The 18,495-nt window shown below is 69.9% G+C and carries 17 protein-coding genes; 7 read left to right on the top strand and 10 right to left on the bottom strand.

The features are described from left to right. Positions 1 to 22: 22 nt before the first annotated feature. Positions 23 to 1,210, bottom strand: a complete 1,188-nt coding sequence (locus KO717_RS18525; protein ID WP_301369083.1) for a globin domain-containing protein — start codon at positions 1,208 to 1,210, stop codon at positions 23 to 25. Between the two features lie 142 nt (positions 1,211 to 1,352). Continuing rightward, a complete protein-coding gene (locus KO717_RS18520) occupies positions 1,353 to 2,003 on the bottom strand; it encodes an HAD family hydrolase (protein ID WP_301369081.1) in 651 nt (216 codons plus the stop codon). 157 nt (positions 2,004 to 2,160) lie between these two features. Between KO717_RS18520 and KO717_RS18515 the strand changes: the two genes are divergently transcribed. From KO717_RS18515 to KO717_RS18505, 3 genes are read left to right on the top strand one after another with little or no spacing between them, the layout of a single operon-like run. Beyond that, complete coding sequence (locus KO717_RS18515; protein ID WP_301369079.1) at positions 2,161 to 3,054, top strand: GNAT family N-acetyltransferase; 894 nt, start codon at positions 2,161 to 2,163, stop codon at positions 3,052 to 3,054. Between the two features lie 14 nt (positions 3,055 to 3,068). Next, a complete protein-coding gene (locus KO717_RS18510) occupies positions 3,069 to 3,530 on the top strand; it encodes a GNAT family N-acetyltransferase (protein WP_301369077.1) in 462 nt (153 codons plus the stop codon). A 57-nt stretch (positions 3,531 to 3,587) separates the two neighbouring features. Beyond that, entirely contained in the window at positions 3,588 to 4,757 is a 1,170-nt protein-coding gene (locus KO717_RS18505; RefSeq protein WP_301369076.1) for a winged helix DNA-binding domain-containing protein, read from the top strand. 15 nt (positions 4,758 to 4,772) lie between these two features. Here KO717_RS18505 and KO717_RS18500 read toward each other — a convergent pair whose 3' ends face one another. Together KO717_RS18500 and dnaB are read right to left on the bottom strand one after the other, a co-directional pair. Then, positions 4,773 to 6,158, bottom strand: coding sequence for a serine hydrolase domain-containing protein (locus KO717_RS18500; protein ID WP_301369074.1), 1,386 nt, complete (start codon positions 6,156 to 6,158; stop codon positions 4,773 to 4,775). 9 nt (positions 6,159 to 6,167) lie between these two features. After that, positions 6,168 to 7,634, bottom strand: coding sequence for a replicative DNA helicase (gene dnaB, locus KO717_RS18495; protein WP_030713894.1), 1,467 nt, complete (start codon positions 7,632 to 7,634; stop codon positions 6,168 to 6,170). 452 nt (positions 7,635 to 8,086) lie between these two features. Between dnaB and KO717_RS18490 the strand changes: the two genes are divergently transcribed. Continuing rightward, entirely contained in the window at positions 8,087 to 9,427 is a 1,341-nt protein-coding gene (locus KO717_RS18490) for an MATE family efflux transporter (protein ID WP_301369073.1), read from the top strand. 129 nt (positions 9,428 to 9,556) lie between these two features. Here KO717_RS18490 and rplI read toward each other — a convergent pair whose 3' ends face one another. The 4 genes from rplI to rpsF all read right to left on the bottom strand — a co-directional run bounded on the left by rplI (position 9,557) and on the right by rpsF (position 11,261). Then, positions 9,557 to 10,003: a 50S ribosomal protein L9 gene (gene rplI, locus KO717_RS18485; RefSeq protein ID WP_030008386.1), complete on the bottom strand. Its 447-nt coding sequence runs from the start codon at positions 10,001 to 10,003 to the stop codon at positions 9,557 to 9,559. 18 nt (positions 10,004 to 10,021) lie between these two features. Continuing rightward, positions 10,022 to 10,258: a 30S ribosomal protein S18 gene (gene rpsR, locus KO717_RS18480; RefSeq protein ID WP_005315025.1), complete on the bottom strand. Its 237-nt coding sequence runs from the start codon at positions 10,256 to 10,258 to the stop codon at positions 10,022 to 10,024. A gap of 43 nt (positions 10,259 to 10,301) precedes the next feature. Beyond that, positions 10,302 to 10,898 carry a single-stranded DNA-binding protein gene (locus KO717_RS18475; RefSeq protein ID WP_052870565.1) on the bottom strand — a complete coding sequence of 199 codons (597 nt, stop codon included), beginning with the start codon at positions 10,896 to 10,898 and terminating at the stop codon, positions 10,302 to 10,304. Positions 10,899 to 10,970: 72 nt separating this feature from the next. Further along, positions 10,971 to 11,261: a 30S ribosomal protein S6 gene (gene rpsF, locus KO717_RS18470; protein WP_004950685.1), complete on the bottom strand. Its 291-nt coding sequence runs from the start codon at positions 11,259 to 11,261 to the stop codon at positions 10,971 to 10,973. A gap of 251 nt (positions 11,262 to 11,512) precedes the next feature. Here rpsF and KO717_RS18465 point away from each other — a divergent pair, with 251 nt between their 5' ends. The 3 genes from KO717_RS18465 (at position 11,513) to KO717_RS18455 (ending at position 14,179) form a co-directional block, all read left to right on the top strand. Further along, the gene (locus KO717_RS18465) at positions 11,513 to 11,815 is read left to right on the top strand and encodes a hypothetical protein (RefSeq protein ID WP_301369015.1); all 303 of its coding nucleotides are present in this window, start codon (positions 11,513 to 11,515) and stop codon (positions 11,813 to 11,815) included. 142 nt (positions 11,816 to 11,957) lie between these two features. After that, positions 11,958 to 13,076, top strand: a complete 1,119-nt coding sequence (locus tag KO717_RS18460) for a lipid II:glycine glycyltransferase FemX (protein WP_030383942.1) — start codon at positions 11,958 to 11,960, stop codon at positions 13,074 to 13,076. Positions 13,077 to 13,147: 71 nt separating this feature from the next. Then, positions 13,148 to 14,179 (top strand): alanine racemase, encoded by a 1,032-nt coding sequence (locus KO717_RS18455; protein WP_150258236.1) that lies wholly within the window; start codon positions 13,148 to 13,150, stop codon positions 14,177 to 14,179. A 10-nt stretch (positions 14,180 to 14,189) separates the two neighbouring features. On the opposite strand, the gene KO717_RS18450 is transcribed toward KO717_RS18455, so the two are convergent. Beyond that, the gene (locus KO717_RS18450; RefSeq protein WP_301369011.1) at positions 14,190 to 15,650 is read right to left on the bottom strand and encodes a glycosyltransferase family 87 protein; all 1,461 of its coding nucleotides are present in this window, start codon (positions 15,648 to 15,650) and stop codon (positions 14,190 to 14,192) included. Between the two features lie 93 nt (positions 15,651 to 15,743). Beyond that, positions 15,744 to 18,353, bottom strand: a complete 2,610-nt coding sequence (locus KO717_RS18445) for a transglycosylase domain-containing protein (RefSeq protein ID WP_301369009.1) — start codon at positions 18,351 to 18,353, stop codon at positions 15,744 to 15,746. Positions 18,354 to 18,495 lie beyond the last annotated feature (142 nt).

Raw genomic sequence — 18,495 nt, 5'->3', positions numbered from 1 at the left:
GACCGGCGGGCTGCCTCCGGTCTCAGCCGGCGATGCCGGCCAGCTCCTCCACCGCGTCGTGCCGGATCCGCTCGCAGGGGATGCCGATCCGCAGGAGCTCGTCCACGCCGTTGCGGATCATCGCGGGCGGGCCGGAGATGAACGCGTCGTACGAGCTCCACGGCCCGTGTTCACCCACCGCGTGCGGCAGCTGTCCGGCCAGCCCGTCGCCGACCACCGGGCGCACCGACAGCCACGGGTGCGAGCGCTGGAGCCCCAGGAGCGTGTCCTTGTCGTAGAGGTCGTTGTCACTGCGGGCCCCGAAGAACACCTCCACCGGCCGCCGCTCGCCGTGTTCGGCCACGTCCTCGATCAGCGCCTTGATCGGAGCGATCCCGGTGCCTCCGCCCAGGCACAGCATGCCGTTGTCCGTGGTGTGGTCCACCACCATCGACCCGGCCGGCGGTCCCAGGCGCAGTACGTCTCCCGGGCGGGCGTGGCGCACCAGCGCGTTGGAGACCCAGCCCGCGGGGACGGCCTTGACGTGGAAGGACAGCAGTCCGTCGGCGCGCGGCGCCGAGGCGAAGGAGTAGTGCCGCCACACCCGTGGCCACCACGGGGTCTCCAGGCTCGCGTACTGGCCGGCGAGGAAGGCGTAGGGCTGGTCGGGGCGGACCGTCAGTACCGCGATGTCCGGGGTGCGCAGATCGTGGGAGACCACCTCGGCGTGCCACCACGCGGGGGCCTTCACCTCTTCCTCCGCCGCCGCGTCGATCATGATCTGGGAAATCCCGGTGTACGCCCGCACCCAGGCGGCCTGGGTCTCGGGGCCCCAGCTGTGGTGGGCGTACCGGGCGAGTGCCCCGACGAGGGCTTCGCCGACCGCCGGGTAGTGGCCGGCCATCGTGCCGTACTTGCGATGCCCGGCGCCCAGTCGGCGCAGGTAGGGGACGAGGACGGCGGGATTGTCGATGTGTTCGGCGGCGGTCAGCAGTGCCTTCAGCAGCCGGTCCCGCTGCGCGTCCATGGCGGCGGGGAACATGCCGCGTACTTCCGGGTGCCCGGTGAACACCAGAGCGTAGAAATACGAGGTCACCTTGTCGGCGACAGGGGCGATCTCCGCGAGGGTCCGGCGGATGAGTACGGCATCCGGTGAGGGCTCGATCGCACCGCCCTCGCCGGATATCCGGGCCGATTCGCGTCTGGCCGATCTGGTGGGCGGAGCGTCCATGCGGTGCCTCGCTTCGAGCATCTCGGTCGGTCTGCACACGCCACGGCCTGTGAATCCGTGGTTCCGGGTTTCACAGCGTGCCAGCCGACTCAGAGGCCTGCGGGAAAACGCGGAAAGTCCGCGTTTCGAACCCACTTTCCTCCTAAGATGCGTCAACTCCCGGGCGCGTCAGCCCGACGAGCTGGTATGCGTCCCGCAGATCCCGGCCCTCGTAGACATGGGTCGCCCGCTCGGCGAGATAAGGCCTCGCATTCACCGCCACCGAGACCGGCACCACCTCGAAGAGCATCGCGTCGGTCACCGAATCCCCGTACGCGACACAGTCGGCCCGGCTCACACCGAACTGCGCGCAGAGCCGGTCCGCCACCCTGACCTTGCCCTCGGGCGTGAGGATCCCGGACTCCTCCACCGGACGGGTGAACGGCACCTCGGGGAAGACCGAGCCGTGCGCGGCATGCGCGCCCCACTCCAGCAGCAGCTCCACGAAGAACGACGGTGACAGGGAGATCACCGCGCAGTAGTCCCCGCGGTCCCTGATCTCCTGCCACACGTCCCGGATCCCCGCGAGCCAGGGAGCCCCGTCGAACGCCGCCCGGACGTGCGCCGGTGTCAGATCGGCCCAGAGAGCGTGGGCAGCCACGGAGAACTGGTGCGGCCCCATCTCCTGCGCACCGAAGGCCCGTTCCAGCTCGGCGATCTCGGCACTCAGCCCGAGCTGGCGGGAAATCTCGACCGGCGCCGCCGAGCCGTACATCAGCGTCCCGTCGAGATCGAAGAGGTGCAGGAGGGTCATAGCCAACGAGATTAGTCGGTCCGTTTCACGTGAAACACCGTGTTTCACGTGAAACATCGTCCGGCGGCTCCCCTGCCGGGGCACCTGGTGTTTCACGTGAAACATCCGACCTCAAACCCTCTGGACGGCTCCCAGTCCATGATCCAGTCTGGGCCAGGTGACACCACCACACATCACCGATCTACCGATCCGGGCGCTGACCGTGGACGATCTCCACCGCTGCGCCGACCTGTCCGAAGATCGCGGATGGCTCCGCGAGGAACACAAGTGGCGTCTGCTCCTCGCCGCCGGAAACGGCTACGGCATCGACGCCCCGGACGGCCGGGGACTCGCGGCCGCCTGCGTCGTCACGCGCTACGGCGACACCCATTCCGGACCGGAGCTCGCCGCCATCGGGATGGTTCTCGTGGCCGACCGCTTCGCCCGCCAGGGCCTGGGGCGCCGTCTGATGACCCACGTCTGCGACGGCGTACTGAAGGGCGTCCCCCTCACCCTGCACGCCACTCCCTACGGGCGCCCCCTCTACGAGGAACTGGGCTTCGAGACCACCGGCCGCACCGAGATGCTGACGGGCGCCTTCCGCCACGAGGACACCCCCGGCACGTACGGCGCCTCCCGGGTCCGGCCGGCGACCGCCGAGGACCTCCCCCGCATCCTGCGCCTGGACGCCGAGGTCTTCGGCACCGACCGCACGCACATGATCACCCGGCTGCCCGCCTTCGCCGACCGTCTGGTCGTGGCCGAGAACCACTCCCAGGACGGCGCACTCACCGGCTACGCCGCGGCCTGGCCCAATATGGACACCCAGGTCATCGGCCCGCTGATCGCCCATGACACCGCGACCGCCCAGTCGCTGGTCACCGCGCTCGCACTCGGCACCGAGCGGGCGCTACGCACCGATGTCGATGTACGGCACGAGGAATTCCTCGCCTGGCTCAAGGACCGGGGCCTGGCCTCCGTGGCTTTCAATGCCGTCATGACCCGGGACATCCCCGGCCTGCCCGGCGACTGGACCCGTCGGTGGGCACCGCTCACCGTGGCCGCGGGCTGAGAGGAGAACGCATCATGACCGACACTCCCGAGCTGATGATCCGGCCGGCCACCGAGGCCGATGTGCCCGCCATCGTCGCCATGCTGGCCGACGACCCGCTCGGCGCCACCCGCGAGTCCCCGGACGACCTCGCCCCGTACCTCGCAGCCCTGAAGCGGCTCACCGACGACCCGAACCAGCACCTGGTCGTCGCCGTCCGCGCCGACCGGGTGGTGGGCACCCTCCAGCTGACGATCGTCCCTGGACTCTCCCGGAAGGGGGCCACCCGTTCCATCATCGAGGGCGTCCGCGTGCACGCCGACGAACGCGGCGGCGGCCTGGGCACCCGGATCATCGCATGGGCCGTCGAGAAGTCCCGTGCCGAGAACTGCGCGCTGGTGCAGCTGACTTCGGACGTGACCCGCACCGGTGCCCACCGTTTCTACGAACGGCTCGGGTTCACCGCCTCGCACGTCGGGTTCAAGCTCCAGCTCTGACCGGACGTTCCGGCAGGCCGGGTCGCCGTGTCGGCGGCCCGGCCTACGATCGGGAGGATGAGCCTCCCTCTCGTCACCACCGCCGAGCGACGACACCGGCTCGGCCGGCGCCACCGTCTGGCTCCGTCGGCCCGCGCCGCGACGGTCGCCGAGACAGCGGATTCCGTCGTCGCCCTGCACGCCACCGACGCCGCGACCGTCTTCCTCTCGGCCCGGGCCCGGCTCGCCGGAGGCGGCCCGGACGCGATCGAGCGGGCACTCTACGAGGACGTAAGCCTCGTGCGCCTGCTCAGCATGCGCAACACGCTCTTCGCGGTCTCCGCCGAACTCGCCCCGCACGTCGACGCCTCCACCGCCCGCGCGATCGCGGCGAAGGAGCGCCGTACCCTCCTCAAGCACCTCGACGAGGACGGACAGGGACTCGACGCCGCCTGGCTCGCCGGCGCGGAGGCCGCCGCGCTCGACGCCCTGGACACCCACGGCCCCTCCACCGGCAGCCAGCTGTCCGCGGCCGTACCCGCGCTGCGCCAGAAGATCACCATCAGCCGTGGCAAGAAGTACGAGACCGAGCAGGGCGTCGCCACCCGGGTCATCCGGCTGCTCGCCGCCGACGGCAGGATCCGCCGTGACCGGCCGCGCGGCTCATGGACCTCCAGCCAGTACCGCTGGGTCCACACCGAGCCCTGGCCCGCCCTACCCGCCGCGGAGGCCCGCACCGAGATCGCCCGCCGATGGCTGCGCGCGTACGGTCCCGCCACCGAGGCCGACCTCAAGTGGTGGACCGGCTGGACCCTCACGGACGTCCGCAAGGCCCTCGCCGCCGTGGGACCCGACCAGGTCCGCCTCGAGGACGGCACCACCGCCCTGGTCAGCCCCGGGGACACCGGGCCCGAACCGGCGCCGGAGCCCTGGGCGGCGCTGCTGCCCGGCCTCGACCCCACCGGCATGGGCTGGGCCGACCGCGGTTTCCACCTCGACCCCGCCCACCGGAGCGCCCTGTTCGACTACGCCGGCAACATCGGCCCCACCGTGTGGTGGAACGGCGAGATCGTGGGCGGCTGGGCGCAGCGCTCCGACGGCGAGATCGTCTGGCGGCTGCTGGGCAGCCCCGGCCGGGCCGCCGAGCAGGCGGTCACCGCCGAGGCCGCGCGGCTCGCCGCATGGGTGGGAGAGGCCCGGATCACCCCGCGCTTCCGCACTCCGCTGGAGCGCGAACTCGTCGCCTGATCCGATCCGGGGCTGTCAGCCGATGCCCCGCCAGCCCTGCGGGTCCACCCCGCCGGGCACCGGGGCGTCGGCGTCGTAGGGCTCCCGGGTGAACACGAAGGACGCCAGGTCGAGATGGCTCACCGAGCCGTCCGCACGGCGCACCGCCCGCAGCGTCTCACCGGCGTAGTAGCCGAAGAGTCCGGTCCAGCTGCCGTCCGGCTCCGCCCGGAAACGTGACGTGCGCCCGCTCCCGCCCACCGGACCCAGCTCCAGCAGCCCGTCCGCGGTCAGGCGCACCACCTGGGCCGAAGTCCCCCAGTACCAGGGGCCGCACAGTTCGAGCGGCACGTGGTCCGACTCCAGGAACGGCCGCCACGGCTGCGGGAAGCGCGGTTCGGCGTCCGCCACGATCCCCACGAGATCCGCGGCCACCGTCGAGGCCGGAAGTCCCGAGGTGCAGTTCGCCAGCACCACCGCCGCCACGTCGTCCGCCTCGCTCAGCCACAGCCCCGCGACGAAGCCGGGCAGCGAGCCGCTGTGCCCCGCGAGCTTGCGCCCGCCGACGGTTGCCAGCTGCATGCCGAGCCCGTAGCCCAGCTCGGCGAGGCCGGGCTCCGGGGGCGAGGCGGCAGTGCGCATCTCCCGTACGGACCCGGCACGCAGGACGCGCTCGTCACCGCGCAGCAGGAAATCGGCGAAGCGGGCCAGGTCGCGGGTCGTGGACCACAGCCGACCGGCCGCCGCCATCAGCCCCAGGTCCTCCAGCGGTTCGGGCATCATCACGTCCGCCCAGGGATGCACCGCCCAGCCGCCCGCGTGCGGGGCCTGCGGCTGTCCGCTCGTGCGCTGCAGCCCCAGCGGCTCCAGCACCTCGGTGCGCAGCGCCTCTTCCCAGGACACTCCGCGCACCGCCTCCACCAGCGAACCCAGCAGGGTGTAACCGGGGTTGGAGTAGTGGTGCCTGGTTCCCGGTGTCAGCTTGAACGGCTCCTCCCCCAGCACGTCGCCGAGCTCGGGACGCTGCCCACCGGGGGTGCGCTCCCACCACTCGCCGGGCGTCTCCGCCGCCAACCCACCGGTGTGGGAGAGCAGTTGGGCGATGGTCACCTGACCGGCGGCGGTCCCCGGCAGATGCTTCTCCAGCGGATCGGCGAGCGAGATCAGACCTTCGTCCCGCAGCCGCATCACGAGAACCGCCGTGAACGTCTTGGTGATCGAACCGATCCGGTACTGCACGTCACCGTCCGGACCGTGCCCCTCGACCGAGGTCCGGGAGCCCTCCCAGACCACCTCCCCGCCCCGCAGGACGGCCGCCACCACGGACGGCGCCCGCCCTTCGCTCTGCGCGACGGCGATCCGGTGCCTCAGCGCGCGCCGGGTGGCAGGGAGAAGTTCCAGGTCCTCAGCAAGCTCATCCATGATCGGATGCTACGTGTTGGCCATGTCCACGAAGCGGGAGTAGTGGCCCTGGAAGGCCACCGTGATCGTGGCCGTGGGGCCGTTTCGGTGCTTCGCCACGATCAGGTCCGCCTCACCCGCACGGGGGGACTCCTTCTCGTAAGCGTCCTCGCGGTGCAGCAGGATCACCATGTCCGCGTCCTGCTCGATGGAGCCCGACTCACGCAGGTCGGAGACCATCGGCTTCTTGTCGGTGCGCTGTTCCGGACCACGGTTCAGCTGGGAGAGGGCGATCACGGGGACCTCCAGCTCCTTCGCCAGCAGCTTGAGGTTTCGGGACATGTCCGAGACCTCCTGCTGGCGGCTCTCGGGACGGCGCGAGCCGCCCGACTGCATCAGCTGGAGGTAGTCGATGACGACGAGCGAGAGGTCGTTGCGCTGCTTGAGCCGGCGGCACTTGGCCCGGATCTCCATCATCGACAGGTTGGGGGAGTCGTCGATGTAGAGCGGGGCGGCGGAGACGTCCGGCATCCGGCGGGCGAGCCGGGTCCAGTCGTCGTCCGTCATCGTGCCCGAGCGCATGTGGTGGAGCGCGACCCTGGCCTCCGCCGAGAGCAGGCGCATGGCGATCTCGTTGCGCCCCATTTCGAGGGAGAAGATCACGCTCGGCAGGTTGCTCTTGATGGAGCAGGCCCGGGCGAAGTCCAGGGCGAGCGTGGACTTACCCATGGCGGGACGGGCCGCGATGACGATCATCTGGCCCGGGTGCAGTCCGTTGGTCAGCGAGTCCAGGTCCGTGAAGCCGGTGGGAACGCCCGACATCTGGCCGCTGCGGGAGCCGATCGCCTCGATCTCGTCGAGGGCGCCCTCCATGATGTCGCCGAGCGGCAGGTAGTCCTCGGAGGTCCGCTGCTCGGTGACGGCGTAGATCTCGGCCTGGGCGCTGTTGACGATCTCGTCGACGTCGCCGTCGGCCGCGTAGCCCATCTGCGTGATCTTCGTACCGGCGGCGACCAGGCGGCGCAGGACGGCCCGCTCGTGGACGATCTCCGCGTAGTACTCGGCGTTCGCCGCGGTCGGCACGGACTGGACCAGGGTGTGCAGGTACGAGGCCCCGCCCACCTTGCTGATCTCACCGCGCCGGGTCAGCTCGGCGCCGACGGTGATCGGGTCGGCCGGCTCGCCCTTGGCGTACAGGTCGAGGATCGCCTGGTAGATCGTCTCGTGCGAGGGCCGGTAGAAGTCGTGGCCCTTGAGGACCTCGACGACGTCCGCGATGGCGTCCTTGGAGAGCAGCATGCCGCCGAGCACCGACTGCTCGGCGTCGAGGTCCTGGGGAGGGACGCGCTCGAAGCCGCCGCCACCGCCGGAGTCCCAGGAGCCGCCCTCGCGGCCCCGGTCGTGCTGTTCGTCCCCGCGGCCGCGGCCTTCGCTGTTACGGCGCGGACGGGCGGGCAGACGGTCACCCGGACCGCTGTCGGCCCAGGGGTCGTCCATGGGCTCGGGCATGCTCACCGGGCCGCCTCCTCCCGTCCGCAACGCGGACCTCGCCGTGTCACTCTTTCTACGACACGGCTCTGACATTTGGGGCACCCGAATCCGCCGTCGGCGAGTCGGGCAACGAACCACGGTAGGCCCGAGAGCGGCGTCAGCCAATCTTGTTATCCACAGGCTGTGTGGATGACATGTGGATGACGGCACCAATGCTGTGGGTAACTCGCCGGAAGCTGTGTACGGACCGGGGGACGACGCTGTGGACAAAATCACCCGCGCCACCCAGTTACCCCACCTGACCTGGGGTTTCCTCTTCCAGAGGCAGCGGTGGAGAAAATTCTTTGACACTGTCTCAAGATCGCCTCAAACGAGGTGCGAGGAACGCTCAGGTCAGCGCGTCAGTAAGGATCCAAAGGCCCTTGCATCCATTACCTGTGGAAGATTAGATTGAGCGCATGACACAGGCTCTCGCAGCACCCAAGGCAGGGCCGGGACGGCACGACCGAGAGATCTTCGCACTCGCTCTCCCTGCCTTCGGCGCACTCGTCGCCGAGCCCCTCTTCGTGATGGCCGACAGCGCCATCGTGGGGCACCTCGGAACCCCTCAGCTGGCCGGCCTCGGCATCGCCGCCGCGGTGCTCACCACCGCTGTGAGCGTCTTCGTCTTCCTCGCCTACGCCACCACCGCGGCCGTCTCCCGCCGCGTCGGCGCAGGAGACCTCCAGGCAGCCATCCGGCAGGGGATCGACGGCATCTGGCTCGCCCTTCTGCTGGGCGCGGCCGTCGTCGCCGTGGTGCTTCCCGCGACACCTTCACTGGTCTCGCTCTTCGGGGCCTCCGACACCGTCGCCCCGTACGCGATCACCTATCTGAGGATCTCCGCCCTCGGCATCCCGGCCATGCTCATGGTCCTGGCCGCCACCGGGGTCATCCGCGGCCTCCAGGACACCCGTACGCCGCTCTACGTCGCCATCGGCGGCTTCGCCCTCAACGCCGGCCTGAACGTCGCCCTGGTCTACGGTGCGGGGCTCGGCATCGCGGGCTCCGCCTGGGGCACGGTCATCGCCCAGTGCGCCATGGCCGCCGCCTACCTCGTCGTGGTCGTCCGCGGAGCCCGGCGCCACGGCGCCACGCTGCGCCCCGACCCCGCGGGCATCCGGGCCTGCGCCCAGGCGGGCGCTCCGCTGCTGGTCCGCACCCTGTCGCTGCGCGCGATCCTGATGATCGCCACCGCCGTGGCCGCCCGGCTCGGCGACGCCGACATCGCCGCCCACCAGATCCTGCTCTCCCTGTGGAGCCTGCTCGCCTTCGCCCTGGACGCCCTAGCGATCGCCGGACAGGCGATCATCGGCCGCTACTTGGGCGCGGGCGACACCGACGGCGCCAGGGCCGTGTGCCGCCGCATGGTGCAGTGGGGGATCGCCTCGGGCGTCGTACTCGGCCTGCTGGTCGTCCTGGCCCGCCCGGTGTTCATCCCGCTGTTCACCAGCGATCCGGCCGTCGAGGCGGCCCTGCTGCCGGCCCTGCTGGTCGTGGCCCTCTCCCAGCCCGTCTCCGGCATCGTCTTCGTGCTCGACGGGGTGCTGATGGGCGCCGGCGACGGCCGCTACCTGGCCCGGGCCATGCTCCTGACGCTGGCCGCCTTCGCCCCGGCCGCACTGCTCGTGCCGATCCTCGGCGGCGGCCTCACGGCGCTCTGGTGGGCCATGACGCTGATGATGGTGGTCCGGATGATCACTTTGCAGCTACGCGCCGGCTCGGGCCGGTGGCTGATCGCGGGAGCCACCCGCTCGTAGCGGGCAGCCGGCCTCTGCCATGTTTCACGTGAAACACGGCGGGCCGACGCCGGATGTTTCACGTGGAACACCGCCCGACAACGACGAAGGGCCGCACCCCGGTGGGGTGCGGCCCTTCGAGCGCAGCCCTTAGGCGGCGACGACCTCGATGCCCACGTTCGCGGCCACGTCGGCGTGCAGACGCACGGAGACCTGGTACGAACCGAGGGTCTTGATCGGGGAGCCGAGCTCCACGCGGCGCTTGTCGACCTTCGGGCCGCCCGAGGACTCGATCGCCGTGGCGATGTCGGCCGGGGTCACGGAACCGAAGAGACGACCGGCGTCACCCGCGCGGGTGGCCAGACGGACCTTGACACCCTCGAGCTTGGCCTTGACCTCGTTGGCCTGCTCGATGGTCGCGATCTCGTGGATCTTGCGGGCGCGGCGGATCTGCGCCACGTCCTTCTCGCCGCCCTTGGTCCAGCGGATCGCGAAACCACGCGGGACCAGGTAGTTGCGAGCGTAGCCGTCCTTGACGTCGACGACATCGCCGGCGGCACCGAGGCCAGAAACCTCGTGGGTCAGGATGATCTTCATTAGTCGGTCACCCTTTCCTTATCGCGCGGTGGACGTGTAGGGCAGCAGCGCCATCTCACGGCTGTTCTTGACGGCCGTGGCGACGTCACGCTGGTGCTGCGTGCAGTTGCCGGTAACGCGGCGGGCACGGATCTTGCCGCGGTCGGAAATGAACTTCCGCAGCATGTTCGTGTCCTTGTAGTCCACGTACGCGGTCTTGTCCTTGCAGAATGCGCAGACCTTCTTCTTAGGCTTGCGCACAGGCGGCTTCGCCATTGTGTCTCTCCTGTGTGATCAAGAAGTGGGGATGCGAGCTGCCCTAGAAGGGAGGCTCGTCCGAGTAGCCACCGCCGGAGCCGCCGGAGCTTCCGCCCCAACCGCCCCCGCCGCCGCCCTGCTGCTGGCCACCGGCCGGCGCGCTGGACGCCCACGGGTCGTCGGAGGGAGCTCCGCCGCCCTGCTGCGGCTGGCCACCGGGGGCTCCGCCCCAGTTGCCACCGCCGCCGCCCTGCTGCTGACCGCCGCCGCCGTATCCACCCTGGCCACCGCGACCGGTGGTCTTGGCGACCTTGGCCGTGGCGTTCTTCAGGCTGGGGCCGACTTCCTCGACGTCCAGCTCGTAGACCGTGCGCTTGACACCCTCACGGTCCTCGTACGACCGCTGCCTCAGCCGGCCCTGCACGATGACGCGCATGCCTCGCTGGAGGGACTCGGCGACGTTCTCCGCCGCCTGCCGCCACACCGAGCAGGTCAGGAACAGGCTCTCGCCGTCCTTCCACTCATTGGTCTGACGGTCGAAGGTGCGGGGGGTGGACGCGACACGGAACTTCGCGACCGCCGCACCCGAGGGGGTGAAGCGCAGCTCGGGGTCGTCGACGAGATTGCCGACGACCGTGATGACGGTCTCGCCTGCCATGGATGAACCTCTCGGCGGGGATTGCTGCTGGGCTGCTGTGCTACTCGATCCCGATTACCGCTGAACCGAAGTTCAGTGGGTCTCGGGGCGAAGGACCTTGGTCCGGAGAACCGACTCGTTCAGGTTCATCTGTCGGTCAAGCTCCTTGACGACCGCAGGCTCGGCCTGAAGGTCGATGACCGAGTAGATGCCCTCGGGCTTCTTCTTGATCTCGTAAGCGAGACGACGACGGCCCCAGGTGTCGACCTTCTCGACCTTTCCGTTGCCCTCACGGACGACGGAGAGGAAGTTCTCGATCAGCGGGGAGACAGCGCGCTCCTCGAGATCGGGGTCGAGGATGACCATCACTTCGTAGTGACGCATGTGGAACCCACCTCCTTTGGACTCAGCGGCCACGGTCGTTCCGTGGCAGGAGGGTCGTGATGCGTGAGCACGGCGTCCGCAGAGCAGACACCGCGCAGCTGTACAGACTACCTGCTCGCGTCCTTCCGGTTGAAATCCGCCGGGAGAGGGCCACAATCTGTATCCATCGGGTGTGCTCGGTGCTATGCCCCCGGCCCCCTGCCGGAGGCAGCCCGCAGCACCGCCAGCTTCAGCCAGGAGGTGCCCTTCCGATGGCACAGGCAATGCGGCCCCCTCAGATCTCCCTGCTCTCCACCGACGGCAAGCCCCACCCGCTGCAGGACACCCTGATGGCGGTCACTCTGACCCTCGGCGCCGTGGCGTTCGTCACGGCCTTCTTCCACAACCTGCACTTCATCAGCTCGTGGGCCGGGCTGATCGGAATCCTGACCGGCGCGTACGGACAGTTCGTCTCCGTCACGACACGCGAGCGCTTCGCGCTGATCATCGGCCTTGGCGCGTCTGCCATCGGCTTCTACCTCGGCATGTTCCACGGCGGCCTCTTCGGGGGCTGACCGGGCCGAGCGGGGCACCTCCGCGGCAGGGCGCCGGCCACGGACCGGCCCGGGCCCCCGGCCCGTCCCCCAGAAGGGTGGCGCCCCTGTCGCAGTAGGCTTCGCGCCATAGCCAGCGAAGCCGCCGGAGGAGACGCCCCGCATGAGCCTGTCCCTGAGGACCATCAGCCGAGAGCAGCATCTGGGATACCTCCAGAGCCTGCCCTCGGCTAGCCACTGCCAGGTCCCGGCGTGGGCCGACGTGAAGAACGAGTGGCGTTCCGAGAACCTCGGATGGTTCAACGAGTCCGACGAACTCGTCGGAGCGGCCCTTGTGTTGTACCGGCAGCTGCCCAAGGTGAAGCGGTACCTCGCGTACCTGCCCGAGGGCCCGGTCATCAACTGGTATGCCCCGAATCTGGAGGAATGGCTCCAGCCGATGCTGGCCCACCTCAAGCAGCAGGGCGCCTTCACGGTGAAGATGGGCCCGCCCGTCGTCATCCGCCGCTGGAACTCGACCGCCATCAAGGCCGGCATCCAGGACCCGAACGTGAAGCGCCTGCGCGACGTGGAGGCCTCGGTCATCGAGCCCCGCGCCTTCGAGGTGTCGGACAAGCTGCGCCGCATGGGCTGGCAGCAGGCCGAGGACGGCGGCGCCGGCTTCGGCGACGTCCAGCCGCGCTACGTGTTCCAGGTACCGCTGGCCAACCGCTCGCTGGACGACGTCCTCAAGGGCTTCAACCAGCTGTGGCGCCGCAACATCAAGAAGGCCGAGAAGGCCGGCGTCGAGGTCGTCCAGGGCGGCTACGACGACCTGCCGACCTGGCAGCACCTGTACGAGATCACGGCCGAGCGCGACAAGTTCCGCCCGCGTCCGCTCAGCTACTTCCAGCGCCAGTGGACGGCCCTCAACTCCGAGGACCCCAACCGGATGCGCCTCTACATCGCCACGCACGAGGGAGAGCCGCTGGCCGCCGCCACGATGCTCACCGTCGGCCAGCACGTCTGGTACTCGTACGGCGCCTCCGCCAACCACAAGCGCGAGGTCCGCCCCTCGAACGCGATGCAGTGGCGCATGCTGCGCGACTCGTACGCGCTCGGCGCAAGCGTCTACGACCTGCGCGGCATCTCTGACACCCTGGACGAGAACGATCACTTGTTCGGTCTGATCCAGTTCAAGGTCGGTACCGGCGGCGAGGCCGTGGAGTACGTCGGCGAGTGGGACTTCCCGCTCAACAAGGTGCTGCACAAGGCCCTCGACATCTACATGTCGCGCCGCTGACCGGCCCCGCCCCACACGCACACACCGCACCGCTGCACCACGCAGCTTCTCAGGAGAGGTTCCGGACGGGCATGGCGCTCACGCTCTACGTCGACACCGCGCGCTGGCGTGCGCACCAGAAGCAGATCCAGGACCAGTTCCCCGGTCTGATCCCGGTCTGCAAGGGCAACGGCTACGGCTTCGGCCACGAGCGGCTCTGCGAGGAGGCGACCCGTATGGGCGCCGACATCCTGGCCGTGGGAACGACGTACGAGGCCGCCAGCATCAAGGACTGGTTCGGCGGCGACCTGCTCGTCCTCACCCCGTTCCGGCGGGGCGAGGACCCGGTGCCGCTGCCCGACCGGGTCATCCGTTCGGTCGCTTCACTGGACGGGGTGCGCGGTCTGGTGGGGGCCCGGGTGGTGATCGAGTGCATGAGCTCGATGCGCCGCCACGGCATCTCCGAGCAGGACCTCGGCCAGCTGCACGCCGCCATCGAGGACGTCCGGCTGGAGGGCTTCGCCCTGCACCTGCCCCTGGACCGCCCGGACGGCTCGGACGCCGTCGAGGAGGTCATCGGCTGGATGGACCGGCTGCGCGCGGCCCGGCTGCCGCTGCACACCATGTTCGTCAGCCACCTGCGGGCCACGGAGCTCGCACGGCTGCAGCAGCAGTTCCCGCAGACCCGCTTCCGGGCCCGTATCGGCACCCGGCTGTGGCTGGGCGACCACGAGGCCACCGAGTACCGCGGCGCGGTCCTCGACGTCACGCGCGTGGCCAAGGGCGACCGGTTCGGCTACCGGCAGCAGAAGGCCGCTTCCGACGGCTGGCTGGTCGTGGTCGCCGGCGGTACCTCTCACGGGGTGGGCCTGGAGGCCCCCAAGGCGCTCCACGGTGTGATGCCGCGCGCCAAGGGCGTCGCCCGGGCCGGCCTGGCCACGGTCAACCGGAACCTTTCGCCCTTCGTGTGGGCGGGCAAGCAGCGCTGGTTCGCGGAGCCGCCGCACATGCAGGTGTCGATCCTGTTCGTGCCCTCGGACGCGACCGAGCCGAAGGTCGGCGACGAGCTGGTGGCGCACCTGCGCCACACCACTACGCAGTTCGACCGGGTGCTCGACGCCTGAGTCCGACCGGTCAGTCCTGGGAGCTCGCGCCCCAGGCGACCCGCTGTCCATCCGAGGGCGTCGCGTACTGCGGCGCCCTCGCCGCGTCCGACAGCACGAACACGTCCTCCACGCCGTCCAGGACGCCACCGGAGGGGTCGTCCGAGCCGTCCCGCCGTACGACGTCCCGCTCGGGCATCAGGATGTCCCGGACGATGACCGCGCACAGGTACAGGGTGGTCAGCAGGTGGGCGGTGATCGCCAGCTGGTAGCCCTCCACGGGCAGGCCCTGGTGCTTGTCGGCGCTGGCCGTGTAGGCGAGGTAGAACCAGATCCCGAGGAAGTAGACGACCTCCCCGGCCTGCCAGATCAGGAAGTCCCGCCAGCGCGGCCGGGCCAGCGCGGCGAGCGGGATGAGCCACAGCACGTACTGCGGCGAATAGACCTTGTTGCACAGGATGAAGGCGGCGACGACGAGGAAGGCCAGCTGGGCGAAGCGGGGCCGGCGCGGGGCGGTCAGGGTGAGCAGTCCGACGGCCCCGCAGAGCAGGAGCGTCAGCCCGGTCGCGTACGTGTTGGCGCCGTCCAGCGGGTTGCCCGAGCGCTGGGAGATCAGCAGCCACACCGAGCCGTAGTCGATGGGCCGTTCCTGGCTGAAGGTGTAGAACTTCTTCCAGCCGTCCCACGCGAAGAGCATGACCGGCAGGTTGACCACGAGCCAGGACCCGGCCGCGCCGAGTGCGGCGGCGCCGAAGGCGCGCCACTTCCCGGCCCGCCAGCAGAGCACGAACAGCGCCCCGAGCAGCAGTACGGGGTAGAGCTTGGCCGCGGTGGCCAGGCCGATGAGGATGCCGAAGAGGACCGTCCGGCCGCGGGACCACATGAGCATCGCTGCGGCGGTCAGGGCGATGGCCAGCAGGTCCCAGTTGATCGTCGCCGTCAGGGCGAAGGCGGGCGCCAGGGCGAAGAGCAGGGCGTCCCAGGGGCGGCGGCGGTGGGTGCGGGCGACGCACACGGCGATGACGGCCGCGCAGGCCATCAGCATGCCCGCGTTCACCATCCAGTACATCTGTTCGCGGTGCTGCATGGAGCCGCTGCTGGGGGTGAGCCAGGAGGCGATCTCCATGAAGAGCCCGGTGAGCACCGGGTACTCCAGGTACTCCATGTCGCCGGGGAGCCGGTCGAAGTAGGGCGTCAGGTTGTCGGCGAAGCCGCGTACCGCGTACAGGTGCGGGATGTCGGAGTAGCAGGCGTGGGTGTACTGCGAGCCCGCCCCCCGGAACCACGCCCAGTCGTAGCAGGGCAGCTTCTGGACCATGCCCAGCGCGAACATGCCGATGGCGATCAGCGCCACGACCCGGACCGGCCCCAGCCAGTGCCCGCCGAGCCGGGCGTAGCGGCCGAGCGGGCCGCCGATGAGCTCACTGCCGGCTGCGGCGACCTCGTCCTGCTGCGTCGGCAGTACGGGGCTGTCCTCGTGCACCTTGGTCATGGGCTCATCCTGCCGTACCGGACCGGACATGCGGGAAGGCCGTCGCACACGGGGTGCGACGGCCTTCCACGGCTCACCGGGCGGCGGTACGGGTCACTCGGAGACGGAGTTGTCGACCCCGCCGGTGATGCCGCCCGGGCGGCCCGGTCTGCCGGTCTGCGTCGGGGACGGTGATCCGCTGGAGCCGCCGATCACACCGGTGCTGGTACCGGAGGTGTTTCCGGAATTGGCGCCGGAGCTGGTGCCGGTGTTCGCGCCTCCGTTGGTGGTCCCGCGCGTGGTGTCCGGGTCGCAGTACAGCTTCCACGGCGGGCAGGACGGCTTGCCGCCCTTGGACGGGGAGGGGGACGGCGGCGGGGAGCTCGGCGGGAGCGTCGACGGGGAGGGGGACGCCGGGACGACGGCCGAGGGCGTGGGGGAGGGAGCGCCGGCGGAGTCGGCGGTCACGCCGATGTCCTCGGCTTCCGGGAACTGCTTGACCGGGAGCCCCTTGAGCGCTTCGCCCATGTACTCGGTCCAGATCTCGGCCGGGATGTCACCACCGTGGAGGGAGGGGATGTTGCCCACACCCTTCATGGAGATCAGCTTCTTGTCCGGCGAGTTGGGGTCGGTGCGGAAGAGGACCACCGAGGTGGACAGCTCCGGGGTGTAGCCGACGAACCACGCCGACTTGTTCTCGTCCGTCGTACCGGTCTTGCCCGCAGCGGGCCGGCCCAGCTTCTGGACCTTCTTGCCGGTGCCGTTCTCGACGACGTTCTCCAGCACCTTGGTGATGTTGTCCGCGACGGCGCTGTCCATGGCCCGCTGGGCCTTGGGGGCCTCGAAGCCCGCCAGCTTCTCGCCGTTCTTCTCGACCTCGGTCACGGAGAACGGCTCGCGGTGCGTGCCGGAGGCGGCGAAGGTCGCGTACGAGTCGGCCATGCGGATGGCGCTCGGGGTGGAGGTACCGAGGGCGAAGGAGGCGTCGTTGTTCGGGTTGACCGACTCCTCCAGGATGCCCGTGGACTTGGCCACGGCCCTGACCTTGTCGTGGCCGACGTCGAAGACGAGCTGGGCGAACGGGACGTTGATGGACTTCTCCATCGCCTCGTTGAGGGTCACGTACCCGAAGGCGGTGGGGCTCTCGTTCTTCTGCTTGAACGGCGCGCCCGACGCGTCGCGCAGCGGCTTGCCCTCACGGTTGTTGATCACGGTGAGGTCGTTGGCCATGTACTTGCTGTCGGCCGAGATGCCCTTGCCCTTGGAGTTCTGGGTGCCGTACTCCATCGCCGCCGCCAGCACGTACGGCTTCCAGGTCGAGCCGACCGGGACACCGCTGGAGTTGGCGTTGTTGCTGAAGTACTTGTGGTCCCAGCCCGGGCCGCCGTACAGGGCTACGAGGGCCCCGGTCTTCACGTCCACCGAGGCGGCGCCGAACTGCACGAAGGTGTCCGTCTCGGGGCGGCCCTTCTCGTCGATGAACCCGTTACGGGTGTCCTCGACCGCCTTGGCCAGGGCGTCCACCTTCGGCTTCTGGAAGGTGGTCTTGATCCGGAAGCCGCCCATGGCCATCTGCTCAGGGGTGATCCCCTTGGACTTCATCACGTAGGCCTTGGCCGTGTCGACCAGGTAGCCGATCTGGCCGGTCATGCCGCGGGCCTGCTCCGACTCGACCCGCGGAGGGAAGTCCGCGTCCGTGAACTTCGCCCGCTCGGCCTTGTCCATCCGGCCGACCTCGACCTCGCGGTCCAGCACCCAGCTCCAGCGCTCCCGGGCCCGCTTCTCGTTGAGGGCGGGGGTGGCCGCGGCGCCGATGCCGCCGTCCGGGTTGTAGAGGTTGGGACCCTTCAGCACGGCGGCCAGGAAGGCGCACTCGGAGGGGTTCAGGTCCTGGCTGTCCTTGCCGAAGTAGGCGCGGGCCGCGGCCTGGATCCCGTAGGCGTCCCGGCCGTAGTAGGCGGTGTTCAGGTAGCCCGCCATGACCTTGTCCTTCTCCTCCGAGACACCCAGCCTTATCGCGATGAAGAGCTCGGTGGCCTTCCGCTTGAGCGTCTGGTCGGAGTCCAGGTAGGTGTTCTTCACGTACTGCTGCGTGATGGTCGAGCCGCCCTGGGTGGAACCGCCCGTGGCCATGTTCCACACGGCGCGGCCGACACCCATCGGGTCCACGCCTCTGTCCGTCTCGAAGGACTCGTTCTCCGCCGAGATCACGGCGTCCCTCATCGACCGCGGGATGCTGGAGATGGGCACGATCTGGCGGTTCATCGAACCGCCCGTCGCGACCATCTGGCTGCCGTCGGCCCAGTAGAAGACGTTGTTCTGCGCCTGCGCCGCCTTGTTCGGGTCCGGCGTGCTCACCATGGCGATACCGATGCCGGTACCGGCGATGATGACCGCGAAGAAGCCCAGGGCCGTGCCGGCCACGAACTTCCAGGACGGCACGAAGCGCTTCCAGCCGTCCCTGTCGGACCGCGGATAGTTGATGAGCCGCTTGTCGCGCGTGGCGGCGCCGGCTCCTCTCCCGCGGCCGCTGCCTCTCTGGCCGGCCCGGCGGGCATCGGCACGGCTGCCCCGGGCGGGCTGCGGTGCGTACGGGCCGCTGTGTGACGCCGTGGGGACGTCACGTCCGGCCGCGCCCCTTCCGGGGCGCGGCTGGGCGGCGCGGCGGGCTGAGGCGCGCCCACCGCCCTCGGGCTGCGGCAGTTTGCGACGGTGCTCGCTCATCGAACGACTACTCCTCGGGCAGGCGAGTGGCCTGGAAGCGGCAGATTGTTTCCGGTCCCCCCCGGTGTCATGGCGCACAGACTACGCACGCTCAAAACGCGCCCAGTGCCGAAGTTCACCCCAAATCAGGCAACGTGCCTGG

Origin of the sequence: Streptomyces xanthophaeus, assembly GCF_030440515.1 — a bacterium.
GTDB classification, from domain to species: domain Bacteria; phylum Actinomycetota; class Actinomycetes; order Streptomycetales; family Streptomycetaceae; genus Streptomyces; species Streptomyces kutzneri.
This window is presented reverse-complemented; position numbering and strand designations above follow the sequence as displayed.